Here is a 13,653-nt window from a genome sequence, read left to right on the forward strand (position 1 = left end):
TCGATTGATGGTGTTATTTGCCGTTCTGCCCGACAGCTTCCAGCTTGGCGCGCAATTCGCGCATGACGGGCAGCGCCTGACGCACTTTTTCCGGCCCGATGTCGCGCACGATATCGGTGATCACCGGCATCAGCGCCGCAAAGGCGGCGTCGCGGGCGGATTTCCCTGCGGGGCTGATCGACACGAATTTGCGCCGCGCATCATCCCAGTCGGGACGGATATGCACATGCCCCGCCCAGACGAGTTTGGACAGGGTATTGGTCATCGCGCCGCGCGTCACATGGAAGGTCGCCGCAAGCTGGGCCGGTGTGCGCTCTTCCGACAGATAGGCCAGATGGTTGAGCACCGAGAAATGCGACAGCTCCATGCCCTTGGGCAGCACACGGCTGACGACGTTGCGCGCCAGCTGGTCGGCCATGAAGACCTCGGAAAACAGGGCTGCCGCAAGAGGGTCGAATTGCTCGCTCACTGGCCTGTGCCCTTAACCGGCCAGCATCGGGTCAAGCTGACCCTTGGCATCCAGCGCATGCAGGTCGTCGCAGCCACCCACATGGATATCGCCGATGAAGATCTGCGGCACGGACCGTTTGCCACCCGCGCGATTGGTCATCGCCAGACGCAGGTCGGGATCGGTACCGACATCGGTTTCTTCATAAGCCACGCCTTTCTTGTCCAGAAGCCGCTTGGCGGCGATGCAATAGGGGCAGGTCCGGGTGGTGTAAATCTCGACGCGTTTCATATCGGTTCCTTTCGGGTCAGGGCGATTTACCGCGATCTAGGGATCTTTTGCAACGCGGGCAAGGCACAGGACATAGATCTTGGGTGCATCTAAAGGTCGTACCGCATCATAGGCGGCGCGTAATGTGGCACCCGAGGTCATCACGTCATCAATCAGAACGATCTTGCGGCCTTTCGCACGATCTGCCCGTTTCGGATGCAGGGCAAAGACGCCCGCCACATTCTCGGCGCGCTGTTTGCGGTCCAGTCCCTCTTGCGGCGGGGTCATCCTGATGCGCCGGAGCAGATCGACACAGAGTTCGCCGCCTGTCTCGCGGGCGAGAGCCTGCGCCAGAAGCGCGGCCTGATTGTATTTGCGCCTGATCAGCCGGAAGCGATGCAGCGGAACGGGCACCAGAAGACAGGTCTCGTCCAGAATATCCCGCCCCGCCTCGGCCATCCAGCGCCCGAAGGGGCGGGCAAGTTCGGTGCGGTCGCCATGTTTGAAGCCCAGGATCATGGCGCGGGCGGTCCCGTCATAGCGCAGGGCGGCGCGCGCTTTGTCCCAAGGGGGCGGAGTGCGCAGGCAGGCGTCGCATTGTTCGATGCGGTCCGACTGGCCGGGGAGAGGGGCGCCGCAGGTCTCGCAGGACAGCCCGCGAATGAACCCCGTTCGGGGCCAGCAGTCAGGGCACAGCACGCCTTCCTCGGAGACCGGTGCCTGACAGGCGATGCATAGCGGCGGGTAGATCAGACGCAGGGCCGCCCGTGCCTGACGGCGCAGCCCTGCAATCGCCTCTGGTCTTCGGGGCGCTTCGGAATTACTCTTCGGCCTTATCATGACGACACCTCCGCTTCTGACCGACCGCCCCGCCCTTGACCGCCAACGCCTGCGTGCGCGGGCGCGCGGGCTTGATGCGTTTTTGCAAGAAGAGGCGGTGGCCGATCTTCAGGAAAGGCTGATCGAGGTTAATAGAACCTTTACATCGCCCGCCCTGATTGCGGCTTTCCCCGAAATCTGGACCCCTGTGCTGCCTGATGCCAAGATCGTGCCCGATGCCGAGGTGCTTGACCTTGAAGAGGGGGCGCATGATCTGGTGGTGCACGCCTTTGCGCTGCATTGGGCCAATGATCCGGTGGGGCAGATCGTGCAGGCGATGCGGGCGCTCAAACCTGACGGGCTGTTCATCGGCATCCTGTTCGGTGGCCAGACCCTGCATGAATTGCGCGCGGCACTGGCCGAAGCCGAAGCCGCGGTGACAGGTGGCCTCAGTCCGCGTGTCGTTCCGATGGGAGAGGTGCGCGATCTGGGGGCGCTCCTGCAGCGTGTCGGGCTGGCCCTGCCGGTGGCCGATAGTGTCACCCGCGACGTGGCCTATACCAATCCGATGCGGCTGTTTGCAGACCTGCGCGCGATGGGTGAAACCAATGCATTGGCCGGTCGCAGGCGGCACTTCACCCGCCGCGCGGTCCTGATGCGGGCGCTGGACATCTATCTTGCGCATTATGCCGATGCGGAAGGGCGTATCCATGCGACCTTCGAGACGATCTGGCTGACGGGGTGGACGCCGCATGAAAGCCAGCAGCAGCCGCTACGTCCGGGATCGGCCCGCAGACGGCTGGCCGATGCGCTCGGGACGTTCGAACTGCCGACCGGCGAGAAACCCGTCTAACCCAGCGCGGTCAGAAACCCTTTCGACCACCAGCTGACATCTTTGGTCAGAAGCACATCCATCAGGGCTTCGTGGCGGCGCCGGCGATCCTGCAGCGGCATGGCCAGTGCGGTCATGATGGCGGTGGCCATCTGCTCGATATCATGCGGATTGACGATCAGCGCATCGTCCATCTGCTCGGCCGCACCGGCAAATTGCGACAGGATCAGAACGCCCGGATCCTCGGGGTTCTGGGCTGCCACGAATTCCTTGGCCACAAGGTTCATCCCGTCCATCAGCGGCGTGACCAGCGCGATCTGCGCCGCCCGATACAGCCCCGCCAGTGTTTCCCGTGGAACAGGACGGTTGATGAACCGGATCGGCGCCCACTGGATATCCGCGAACTGGCCGTTGACCTGCCCCGAGAGATGCTCGGTCTCTTCACGGATATTGTCATAGGCCTCCACCCCTTCGCGGGTGGGCGGGCTGATCTGGATCAGCGAGACATGGCGGTGCCATTCCTCATGGCGCGACAGGAACTCGCCAAAAGCCTTGAACCGTTGCGGCACGCCTTTGGTGTAATCAAGCCGGTCGACCCCGATGATCAGCCGCCGGTCCGGCTTGATTACCCCTGCGGGCAAGCGGTCGATCTGCTCTTCGGCCAGATGGCGGAATTCCTGCGCATCGATGGCAATCGGGAAGGCGGCAACACGGCATTGCCGCTCGCCAAGCTGTACGAAGCCGCCCGCAAGCTCCTGCGCGCCCGCGATCTCGGTCAGGCAGGCAATGGCGGCGCGGGCATCGCGTTCGGATTGCATGCCGACCACCTCGTAATTGGCCAGCCATTCGCAGACATCTTCTGCATTTGGCAGGGCATGCAGCGTGATCGGATTGGGAAAGGGCGTATGCAGGAAAAAGCCCATCCGGTTCTTCGCCCCCAACTGGCGCAGATACAGCGCCAGCGGGATCAGGTGATAATCATGCACCCAGATCCGGTCCTCGGGTTCGATCACCTCGATCAGCATCTTGGCAAAGCGGCGGTTCACTTCCTTATAGCTGTCGAGATATTCGGCATGGATCTCCAGCAGGTCTGTCCGTCCGTGAAACAGAGGCCAGAGCACCTGATTGGAAAAGCCGAAATAATAGTTCTCCTGTTCGGCCTCGGTCAGGTCGAAGGCCATGCGGCGGAAGGGACCGTCGGTGATTTCATGCAAGGTGTTCTCGGGGGTGTCCACGATCTCCCCCGATGTGCCGATCCAGATCCCCCCTGTTTCCTTGATCGTGTCATGCAGTGCAACAACCAGACCGCCCGAGGGATTGGGACCGGAAGGGATGCGGTTCGAGATACAGATCAGCCGTCCCATCCTAGCGCGCCCCTCCCGCCCGTAGCCATTCCAGAACGGCGGCAGGGTCGGGCAGGCGCTGGCTTGCACAGCTTGCACCCTCACCGACCTTGATGCCGAAGCCGCCGTGGGTCTCGGCCCAGTCCAGCGCGGGTTCGTCGGTGGTGTCATCGCCGATATAAACCGGTCGACGGCCAAGAAAGGCGGGAAGGTCCGACAGAAGCTGAAGCGCGCCATCTTTGGAAAACCCTGCCGGACGCAGCTCATAGGCCATTTTCGCGGGCTGGACCTCGAAACGCGGATTGGTGATCGCCAGCCGGTCGATGAAGGCCCGTACTTCCGGCCCTGCATCGGGACGGTTGCGGAAATGGATCGCGGCACCCATCGATTTGTGCTCGTAAAGCAGCCCGCGCGACGCGGCATAATCACGCATTTCGGTCTGGGCGGCCTCCAGCCCTTCGGGCAGGGCCTCCAGCGGGGGCGTCATGCCGCGCGCTTCCGACCCGTGCGAGCCGACCACGACGCCGTCGAAGCCTCGCAGGAAGCCTTCTAGCTCGTTGAGAGAACGGCCCGATACGATTGCAAGCGCCCCTCCCGTCGCCTCTTCCAGACGGCACAGCAAAATCCCCAGATCCGCCGGAAGCACCACGGCATCCGGTGTGGGGGCTATATCGACCAATGTTCCATCGAAATCGAGAAAAAGAGCTGTGTCAGAGCAATCGAGCGGTGGCACTTTGGTGCGATATTCCATCATGTCCATACCTGAGACTAATTCCAAAATGCGGCGCATGTCAAAGCTGGCGGACCGCGTAGCCGCGGGTCATGAGAACTTTGGGCTTTGACACAGTTCCCGAACGCGTTATCTCCGGAAATGTTCCGAAACCGCGATAGGATCTTTCCATGCCGAAGCCAGCCAATCCGCGCTTGAGCCATGCGCCTGCCGACCACCCTGCGGTGCCTACGGCCAAGATCGGTGTCCTTGTGGCCAATCTGGGCACTCCGGATGGAACGGATTACTGGTCGATGCGCCGGTATCTGGGCGAATTTCTCTCGGACAAGCGCGTTATCGATATTCCGAACTGGAAATGGCAACCGCTTTTGCAGCTGATTATCCTGTCCAAGCGCCCCTTCACCTCGGGGGCGAATTACAAGACGATCTGGAATAACGAGGCCAATGAAAGCCCGTTAATGACGATCACCAAACAGCAGGTGGCCAAGCTGAAGCAATCGATGGCGGCGCTTTATGGCGACCGCGTCGAGGTGGATTTCTGTATGCGCTACGGCAATCCCTCGACCCGATCCGTGGTGGACCGGATGGTGAAGAACGGCTGCGAGAAGATCCTGTTCTTCCCGCTGTATCCGCATTACGCGGGGGCGACCTCGGCCACGGCCAATGATGCGTTTTTCAAGGCGCTGATGACCCAGAAACGGCAGCCTGCCGCGCGCGTCGTTCCGGAATATTTCGACCGCCCGAACTATATAGAGGCTCTGGCCCAATCGGTGCTGAACGCCTATCCAGACGGGGCACAGCCCGATGTGCTGGTCTGCTCCTATCATGGCATGCCCAAGCGGTATCTGATGGAAGGCGACCCCTATCACTGTCAGTGCCAGAAGACGACGCGCCTTCTGCGCGAGCGGCTGGGCTGGGACAAAGACCGCATCCACACCACCTTCCAGTCGGTTTTTGGCACCGAGGAATGGTTGCGCCCCTATACTGTCGAACATGTGGCCGAACTGGCCCGCGCGGGCAAAAAGCGTATCGCTGTCATTTCGCCCGCGTTTTCGGCCGATTGCATCGAGACCCTCGAAGAGATCAAGGGCGAGATCTGCGAGGCTTTCGAACATGCGGGTGGCGAAAGCTTTACCTATATCCCCTGTCTCAATGACGGTGATGCCCATATCGCGCTGCTGAGCGAGGTCATCGAGGAGAATTTGCAGGGCTGGATCCACCGCCTCTGAGCGGTCCGGCGGCGAAAACATGGCGTCAGTGTCGCAACCCGCAGGCATTTGATGTCCTCACGGAACTGTGGGTTTGAAGCAAAGCGCGGCTGCGTGTATCGCTGGCGGCCAGAGAATTCGACGGTGAACGGTATGAAAGCACTTCCTATCCTTGCGTTGCTGATGGCTCTCGGGGCCTGCGCGACCACTTCAAACGATGTGCAGCTGGCTCCCGATGGGAAGCCGATGCCGAAAGTCTATCGGATCACCAAAAAGGATGCCGAGGTGATCCCGAGCCGCGCGCTCGAGGCGGTCAACAGCCTGCGCGCCGCCCGTGGTACCGGCCCGATGCAGCTGAACACACAGCTGGCGATCGCTGCCACGGTGCATAGCAAGGACATGGCCAAGCAGAACCGGCCGTGGCATTGGGGCTCGGACGGGTCCTCGCCCCTGGATCGTGCAAAACGCGCGGGCTTCTATGGCGAAGTCGTGGGCGAGAATATCTCGGAGACCTATGAAACCGAGACCGAAACCCTTTCGGCTTGGATGAGCGATCCGGAGACTCGCGATGTGATCCTCAATCCGGCGGCCACCGAGATGGGCTTTGCCTGGTATCAGGAGCCGTCGGGCAAGATCTGGTGGACCATGCTGACCGGGCGCTGATGCGCCCGCCCTACACCCGCTATGCCTTGTAACATGGCTTGTCCGACATAGAAAAAGGCCCCGCAAGAGGGCCTTTTTTGATGCCTGTCGCGACGCGGGGCCGCTTAGGGGTAGATAAAGATCGGGGTTCCGGTCAGCACCATCGAATAGATTTCCTCGATCTGTTTATCATTCACGGCAATACAGCCTGCGGTCCAGTCCTTGCCGCGGCCCTTATTGGCCCCTGCCTGCCCGTGAATGAAGATATCTCCGCCCGGTTTGCGGCCCTGACTTTCAGCGAAGGAGATCTGCTGCGGGTTCGGATAGGACACGCGCAGAGACAGGTGATAGGCGGAATTGGGATTGCGCCAGTCGATGTAATAGACCCCTTCGGGGGTTTTGCCGTCACCTTCGAACTGCTTGGGACCAACCGGTTGGCCGCCCAGAGCAATGTCATAGGTCTTGACGATCTGGTCGCCCGAGAACAGATACATCTTGCGGTCTTTCTTGAAGACCTGAATCTGTGTCACCGGCGCGCCTTCGTAATTCTTGAACTTCGAACTGTCGCCACATGCCGACAGAAGGGCCATTGCGCCAAGGCCCGAAAGAAGCGTTCTGCGTTGCATTTTTTGCCTGTTTGATAGGTCTGCTCGATAGGCCTTCTAGCCGTTTTCTGCCTTTAGATCGAGTCTGCTTTAGACGTGGTTAACAACGGGTAAACAGCGCAGCGATTTCAATATGGGCAGACCAACGGAACTGGTCGACAGCGATAAGTTTCTCCAGGACAAATCCTGCTTCCAGCAAGGTCTTGGCATCGCGAGAGAAAGTGATCGGGTTGCAGGACACATGCAAGACACGTGTGGCATCCGAGCGGCAGATTTCGGCAATCTGGGACTCCGCGCCGGCGCGCGGCGGGTCGATCACGATTACGTCAAAACGGTCGAGCTCGTCGGGAAGCAGCGGGCGGCGGAAGAGATCGCGGGCTTCATGGGTCACACGATGCAGGCCCTGTGCCTTGCGCCAGCCTTGGTCGAGAGCCTCCAGCATGGGGGCTTCGGCCTCGACCGCATGGACATCGGCATATTGGGCCAGAGGCAGGGTGAAAGTGCCCGACCCCGAGAACAGATCGACCACTTTTGCGGCCTTGCCGAGGTTTTGCAGAACGAAATCGGTCAGCGCCGTTTCGCCCTCTTTCGTGGCCTGCAGGAAAGCGCCTGCGGGCGGGGCAACCTGTGCCCGTCCCATCGCCTGCCATGCGGGACGGATCGCGGCGACCATCTCGCCATTCCATGAGATCCGCGCCAGCCCGTTCTTATGGGCGATCTCGGAGAGCGTGGTGAAGAGATCTGCCGAAATCTCCTTGCCGCCGGTGCAGGCGATCTCGACGCCAGCCTCCGAGAGGGTCAGCGTCATCGACAGTTCGCCCTTGCGGCTGGCTCCGGCGATGGTCAGGGCTTCGGCCGTGGGCAGATGGGCCAGCAGCTCGGGGCGCAGCAGGGTGCAGCCGGTGATTTCGGTGATCGTGCCGGAGGCGCGGCCATGAAAGCCCACCTGCGCGCCCTTTTTCGTGCGGCGCCCCGAAAGCGTGGCGCGGCGGCGTGAATTGGCGGGAGAGGTGAAGACCTGTTCGACCTTGGCGTCGATATCACGCGCGGCCAGTGCCGTTTCGATCACGCTGGCTTTCCAGTCGGCCACGAATGCATCCGAGGCATGTTGCAGGCTGCAGCCCCCGCAGGCGCGATAATGCGGGCAAGGAGGCCGGACTCGGCTGGCGGAAGGGTTGACGATCTTCGGTTGCGCGATCCGGCCAGCAACGACCTCGCCGGTGATGTCTTCCTGTGGGAGGGTGAGCGGCGCGTGGATCGTGCCCTCTTCGCTGCGGATGACGCCATCGGCCTGAATGGAGAGGCGGTCGACGCTATAGATGTGATCGGTCATGATGGCTATCCGGCTGGCTTTGCTTGAGGGCAGGCTTTAGCAGCCCTTGGCCGCAAGGCAAAGCCTATTGCGCCGCCTCCACATCTTCCGCGTTGTCCTCGGCACCTATAAAGCCGCCCGACTGCCGGTTCCAGTAGCGGGCATAGAGGCCGTTCTGCGCCAGCAGTTCATCATGCGTGCCGTCTTCCGCAATATGGCCTTTCTCCATGACCACGATCCTGTCCATTTCGGCGATGGTGGACAGGCGGTGGGCGATGGCCAGTACGGTCTTGTCGGCCATCACATTGGTCAGCGCGTCCTGCACCTGCGCCTCGACCTCGGAATCCAGCGCCGAGGTGGCCTCGTCCAGCACCAGAATAGGTGCGTTTTTCAGGAAGGCGCGGGCGAGGGCGATACGCTGGCGTTGGCCGCCCGAGAGTTTCACCCCGCGTTCGCCCAGCATCGCATCATATCCTTTATTGCCCTTATGGTCTTCGAGATCGAGAATGAAATCATGCGCTTCGGCCGCGCGGGCGGCGTCGATGATCTCCTGTTCGGTGGCATCGGGGCGACCATAGAGGATGTTCTCGCGGGCGGAGCGGTTGAACATGGCTGTTTCCTGCGTGACCATAGCGATCTGACGGCGCAGGCTTTCCTGCGTGATCGTGCGGATATCGGTATTATCCAACCGAACGGCCCCTTTTTCGGTATCATACAACCGAAGAAGCAGGGCAACGAGGGTGGATTTCCCTGCGCCTGACGCCCCCACGATACCGACGCGCTGGCCTGCAGGAATAGCGAGAGAAATATCCTGCAATCCACCCTCGCTGCGCCCGTAAGTGAAACTGACATGGTCAAAACATACTGCGCCCTTTGCGCGCCCCATGTCCTGTGCATCGGGGTGGTCGGTCAGGCCGTGGGTCGCGGCCAGCGTGTTCATCCCGTCTTCCGCCTCACCGATCGAGCCATAGATCTGCATCAGCGACATCGACACCCATCCCGACATCTGCGCGATCCGCATGGCGATGGCCCCTGCGGCGGCCACATCCCCCGCACTGGCCGCGCCCTGACGCCAGAGCAGAACCGTACCGCCGACCAAAACCACCGGCAGCAGGCCGGAGAGCGCCATCTGGGCGGTCCGGTAGCCGGTGGAGACCCGTCCGAAGGCGATCGCGCGTTCGCGGAAGCTTTCCATCGCGCCCAAGGCCTCGCGGTCCTCGTGTTCGGTATTGGCAAAAAGCTTCACCGTCTTGATATTGGTGATCGTATCCACCACCTGCCCCGACACCATGGCCCGTGCGGAGGCGCGCGCCTTCGACCTCCCGCGCACATGCGGCAGAAAGGTGCGGATCACCAGAACCATCGCGATCATCCATAGCAACAGCGCCAGCGCCGCCCAACCGTCGATTGCGGCCAGCATGGCTGCCGAGCCGAGGATCGACGAGAGGGCGAACATGCCGGTCTCTATGCTGCCTTGTGCGACATCGGTCACCGCGCGGGCGGTCTGCATCTGCTTTTGGGCGATGCGACCGGCGAAATCGTTATCGAAGAAGGTCACCGACTGGCCCATCGTGTGGCGGTGCAGGCGTGACAAGACCTGAGGGAAGATATTCGGCTGTAACAATAGGTGGTTGGCGGCTGTTGACAGACCAAAGACCACAGGGCGGATCACCAGGTAGAAGAGCACGAAACCGCCAAGGATCAGCGCGTGGTCGGACCAGATATCGCCCTGCGTCGTCGAGATCAGACTGTCGATCACGCGCCCCAGAAGCCATGCCGAGACCACTTCCATCGCGCCTGCTGCGGCGGATAGCAGGGCCGATGCTGTGATCAGCCCCCATGCGCCCCTCAGGCACCAGAAGAGAAAGCGCCCGAGTGTGGTTGGTGGGGCGGATCTGGCCTTGCGGAAGGGGTTTATCATCAGCATGCTCCTTTTGCAGGTCAAGCTAGACCGTGCCGTGCGTCCGGCCAAGGGGGGCGGTGCGCAGGCTCAGCCTAGCAGATGCGCACGATCCAGCGTGAAGCCGCTGCCGATCCAGCGGATTTCCAGCTCGGCCAGCTTATCGCCCAACTCCTTGCCCTGTAAGGCGGGCAAAAGATCGCGGGCGGTGACCGGAAATGTCTGTGCGGCACCAAAGGCAATCTGCGCGGGCCAGTCGGGTGTCATCGGCATTTCCAGAAGTGCTGCGCGGACAAGCCATGCATCACACCCGTCCTCGACCCCCAGACGATACCCCATTTCGGTGGGACTGCCGATGTCTTGCGCGGCCTCGCGCAGACGGGCCAGACGTTTTGCCTCGGCCCGTGAGAGGCGCAATGCGGCGGTGGCGGGCTGCGATGTCAGGCAGGCCAGACGTCGCAGCGGATCGGGGCCGCGCCCGTTTTCCAGATGGATCAGCACGGGCAGGGCTTTGGCATCCGCACCGGGCAGGAGGCGGGACAGGATGCCGGTTTGCGCCATCGAGGCAATGACGGGCGCAGGATCGGGCGCGGCCAGAAGCTTGCGCATTTCCGCGCCGATACGCTCGCGGGCGAGGCCGTCAATGCCCTCGGCCAAGGCGGCACAGGCGGCCAGACCTTCGGCATCCGGACCGTTTTCAGGCGCACCATACCATGCGGTGAAACGGAAGAAGCGCAGGATACGCAGATAGTCCTCGCGGATCCGGTCTTCCGCTTCCCCGACAAACCGCAGATGACGCGCCTGCAGATCCGCCAGACCGCTGCCCAGCGGGTCGAGGACCTCGCCATCCGAGCGTGCGTAAAGGGCGTTCATCGTGAAATCGCGCCGCGCCGCATCCTCGGCAATCTCCGTGGAAAAGGCAACCAGAGCGTGGCGGCCATCGGTCTCCTCGTCGCGGCGGAAGGTGGTGATTTCATGCGGGATATGGTCCGAGACCACTGTCACCGTGCCGTGTTCTATGCCCGTGGGAATGGGTTTCAGACCAGCGGCATTGGCGAGTGTAATCACGCTTTGTGGCGGCGCATCGGTGGCAATATCCAGATCGCTGACCGGTGCACCCAAGGCGGCATTGCGCACACAGCCACCGACAAAGAACGCCTGATGGCCGGCTGTTTCAAGCATCTGCATTACGGCCTGTGTGGCAGGAGCTGTCAGCCAGTCATCCGTCAGTTTCATGACGGGGTCAGCCTGTCTGCCAAAGAGCGCAGGATCCGCGCCGTAGCGCCCCAGATATAGTAGGGGCCATAGGGGGCGGCGTAATAGTGCCGCCACGTGCCACGCCAGCGTCGCCCCTCAAGGCGGAAATTCGCAGGATTGGCGATATGGTGCAGAGGCACGGTAAACACCTCATCGACCTCGCCCGGTTCGGGGGCGGGGCGGAACGGCGTCGTGATCCGGGCCAGAACCGGAACCATCGAGAAGCTGGTGACGGTTTCATGCGGGTCAAGGTGGCCAAGGATCTGCACATTTTCCGAAGGCAGGCCGATTTCCTCGCGGGCTTCGCGTAGGGCGGCGGCCACAGGATCGCGGTCGCCCGCATCCACCTTACCGCCCGGAAAGGCAATCTGGCCCGGGTGGTGCTTCAGATGGGAGGCGCGTTTTGTCAGATAGAGCTGCGGCCCGAAGGGCGTGTCTTCGAACGCCACCAGCACAGCCGCAGGGCGCAGTACGCGCCCCGCAGGCAGGGAGATCCCCTCGTTCAGATCGTAATCCGAAGAGGGTCGCCCCGGTCGGGCCAGAGCGGCCTGTAACCGGGACGAAAGATCACTCATCCTTGGCCTCGACCGGGGTGCCATCGGGGTTTTTCGTGGCTTCAAACCCCAGCGTTTGCGGATCGAATTCGTAATGCGCGCCGCAGAACTGGCAATCGGCGGTGACGATGCCGTCTTCGGTGGTCATATGCGTGATGTCCTTGGCCGAATAGATCGACAGGCTGTTGCGCACCTTATCCGCCGAACAGGTGCAGCCGAATTCCACACGCTGCGGATCGAAGACGCGCGGTTGTTCCTCGTGAAACAATCGCACCAGCAGGTCGGTCGCATGGATGCGCGGGCCGATCAGCTCGATCTCTTCGACCGTGTCCAAGAGGATGTTGGCGCGGTTCCAGTTCTCGCCTTCTTCGCCGTCAAGGATGTCCTCGGCGGTCAGCAGCCCTTCGCTATCGGCACCACCCTCTTCGGGGGCGCGCAGCGGCGAGGCGGGCGGCATATGTTGCAGCATCACACCACCGGCACGCCATGCCTCGGACTGGCCGGGCAGGGTGGCGCGACCATAGGCCAGCTGGAAACGGGTCGGCAGCTGCTCGGACTGTGCGAAATAGGCCTGCGCACAGGCGGTCAGCGACCCGCCCGCCAGAGGCGTGATGCCCTGATAGGGGGTCGTGCCCTCGCCCTGATCCATCAGAACGGCAAAATAGCCTTTGCCGATCTGGGGGAAACCGTCGCCCGCCTCGTCAAGACGCTCTTTGTCAAAGCTGGCCCAAGCGCGGATGCGGGCAGGTTCGCCCTCGGCGGCAGGTGCATAATAGTCGGTGGCGATGATGCGGATCGGGCCGTCGCCGCGTACTTGCAGCGACAGCTTCCAGCGCAGTTTGATGGTCTGGCCGATCATCGCGGTCAGCAAGGCGACCTCGGCCACCAGTGCCTCGACTACGGTGGGGTAGTCATGCTGTTTCAGGACTTCTTCCAGAACACCGTCCAGCCGTGCGACGCGGCCACGGATGTCCGAACGGTCGAGCTGGAAGGGCAGAACTGTATCGTCCCAGGCGATTTGGGATAGCGTACTCATATAGGTCCTCGAAGGGGGTTTGCCTTTGGCTTGGCAGCGGGATTACCTTGCCTATATGGGCGCGACAAGCCGCGAACCCAAGACCTCGCGGAATTTCCCGCGATTTTGTCGTGTCAAATAAAAGGGCTTTGCCATGATTCCACGTTTCGGAGAGCCGCTGCGTCGAGGGCAGCACTACAGGCGCCGTCCCGGTGCCTATGCACTTTTGCTGCGGGGGGATCAGGTGCTGCTTACCCATCAGGAGAAGCCCGTGCCGGAATTTCAGCTTCCGGGCGGTGGAATCGATCCCGGCGAGGGGGCGCTTGCGGCGCTGCATCGGGAGGTGCGCGAAGAGACCGGCTGGGGTATTTCCGGCATCCGCAGGATCGGTGCCTATCGGCGTTTCGTCTATATGCCAGATTATAATATGTGGGCTGAGAAAATCTGCCTGATCCATGTTGCGCGACCGACGGTCTGCTATGGTGCCCCTACAGAAAAAGGGCATAGGGCAGTATGGCAAGATATTGATAAGGCTATAGAAACGCTATCATCTAAAAGTGACCGGCAATTTATTTCGCAGGTTTTCGGGCTGCGGATGCCAAGAAAATGAGCAGGTAAAATGTGGCGTATTTTTGTCACATGCGTGGCCCTCGCGTCATAAGTATGGCCATTAATTGACGTTAAGAGACATTTAACTAGGCTTGTCAGCGAAAATCCG

General features: G+C 61.7%; 15 protein-coding genes. 4 read left to right on the forward strand and 11 right to left on the reverse strand.

Annotation, left to right across the window (positions count from 1 at the left end):
• Positions 1-13: 13 nt before the first annotated feature.
• From AC2ISB_RS12855 to AC2ISB_RS12865, 3 genes are read right to left on the reverse strand one after another with little or no spacing between them, the layout of a single operon-like run.
• On the reverse strand, positions 14-469 hold the full coding sequence (locus AC2ISB_RS12855; RefSeq protein ID WP_339108634.1) for a MarR family winged helix-turn-helix transcriptional regulator: 456 nt from the start codon (positions 467-469) through the stop codon (positions 14-16).
• Positions 470-481: 12 nt separating this feature from the next.
• Complete coding sequence (gene grxC, locus AC2ISB_RS12860) at positions 482-739, reverse strand: glutaredoxin 3 (protein ID WP_486575323.1); 258 nt, start codon at positions 737-739, stop codon at positions 482-484.
• Positions 740-775: 36 nt separating this feature from the next.
• On the reverse strand, positions 776-1,558 hold the full coding sequence (locus AC2ISB_RS12865) for a double zinc ribbon domain-containing protein (RefSeq protein WP_339108636.1): 783 nt from the start codon (positions 1,556-1,558) through the stop codon (positions 776-778).
• Here AC2ISB_RS12865 and AC2ISB_RS12870 point away from each other — a divergent pair.
• Entirely contained in the window at positions 1,557-2,390 is an 834-nt protein-coding gene (locus AC2ISB_RS12870; RefSeq protein WP_339108637.1) for a methyltransferase domain-containing protein, read from the forward strand. The genes AC2ISB_RS12865 and AC2ISB_RS12870 overlap by 2 nt on opposite strands.
• Here AC2ISB_RS12870 and AC2ISB_RS12875 read toward each other — a convergent pair.
• Entirely contained in the window at positions 2,387-3,802 is a 1,416-nt protein-coding gene (locus AC2ISB_RS12875) for an alpha,alpha-trehalose-phosphate synthase (UDP-forming) (protein WP_486575325.1), read from the reverse strand. The genes AC2ISB_RS12870 and AC2ISB_RS12875 overlap by 4 nt on opposite strands.
• Entirely contained in the window at positions 3,735-4,466 is a 732-nt protein-coding gene (otsB, locus tag AC2ISB_RS12880) for a trehalose-phosphatase (RefSeq protein ID WP_486575326.1), read from the reverse strand. The genes AC2ISB_RS12875 and otsB overlap by 68 nt, the downstream gene beginning before the upstream one ends.
• A gap of 146 nt (positions 4,467-4,612) precedes the next feature.
• On the opposite strand from otsB, the gene hemH reads away from it, so the two are divergent.
• Both hemH and dalA read left to right on the forward strand, forming a co-directional pair.
• Positions 4,613-5,671 carry a ferrochelatase gene (hemH, locus tag AC2ISB_RS12885; RefSeq protein ID WP_339108640.1) on the forward strand — a complete coding sequence of 353 codons (1,059 nt, stop codon included), beginning with the start codon at positions 4,613-4,615 and terminating at the stop codon, positions 5,669-5,671.
• A gap of 132 nt (positions 5,672-5,803) precedes the next feature.
• Positions 5,804-6,313, forward strand: coding sequence for a divisome-associated lipoprotein DalA (dalA, locus tag AC2ISB_RS12890; protein WP_339108641.1), 510 nt, complete (start codon positions 5,804-5,806; stop codon positions 6,311-6,313).
• A gap of 104 nt (positions 6,314-6,417) precedes the next feature.
• Here dalA and AC2ISB_RS12895 read toward each other — a convergent pair whose 3' ends face one another.
• From AC2ISB_RS12895 to hslO, 6 genes are all read right to left on the reverse strand, one after another.
• On the reverse strand, positions 6,418-6,918 hold the full coding sequence (locus AC2ISB_RS12895) for a L,D-transpeptidase family protein (protein WP_339108642.1): 501 nt from the start codon (positions 6,916-6,918) through the stop codon (positions 6,418-6,420).
• 79 nt (positions 6,919-6,997) lie between these two features.
• A complete protein-coding gene (locus AC2ISB_RS12900; protein WP_406721526.1) occupies positions 6,998-8,230 on the reverse strand; it encodes a class I SAM-dependent RNA methyltransferase in 1,233 nt (410 codons plus the stop codon).
• Between the two features lie 64 nt (positions 8,231-8,294).
• Positions 8,295-10,130 carry an ABC transporter ATP-binding protein gene (locus AC2ISB_RS12905; RefSeq protein ID WP_486575329.1) on the reverse strand — a complete coding sequence of 612 codons (1,836 nt, stop codon included), beginning with the start codon at positions 10,128-10,130 and terminating at the stop codon, positions 8,295-8,297.
• A gap of 69 nt (positions 10,131-10,199) precedes the next feature.
• On the reverse strand, positions 10,200-11,345 hold the full coding sequence (locus tag AC2ISB_RS12910) for a CCA tRNA nucleotidyltransferase (protein WP_406735806.1): 1,146 nt from the start codon (positions 11,343-11,345) through the stop codon (positions 10,200-10,202).
• A complete protein-coding gene (locus AC2ISB_RS12915) occupies positions 11,342-11,941 on the reverse strand; it encodes an NUDIX hydrolase (RefSeq protein WP_486575331.1) in 600 nt (199 codons plus the stop codon). Before AC2ISB_RS12915 ends, AC2ISB_RS12910 begins: the two co-directional genes overlap by 4 nt.
• Positions 11,934-12,956 carry an Hsp33 family molecular chaperone HslO gene (hslO, locus tag AC2ISB_RS12920; RefSeq protein WP_406721530.1) on the reverse strand — a complete coding sequence of 341 codons (1,023 nt, stop codon included), beginning with the start codon at positions 12,954-12,956 and terminating at the stop codon, positions 11,934-11,936. Before hslO ends, AC2ISB_RS12915 begins: the two co-directional genes overlap by 8 nt.
• 133 nt (positions 12,957-13,089) lie before the next feature.
• Between hslO and AC2ISB_RS12925 the strand changes: the two genes are divergently transcribed.
• Positions 13,090-13,545 (forward strand): NUDIX domain-containing protein, encoded by a 456-nt coding sequence (locus AC2ISB_RS12925; RefSeq protein ID WP_406721531.1) that lies wholly within the window; start codon positions 13,090-13,092, stop codon positions 13,543-13,545.
• Positions 13,546-13,653: the final 108 nt, after the last annotated feature.

Source organism: Thioclava sp. NS-SX20 (assembly GCF_057380695.1).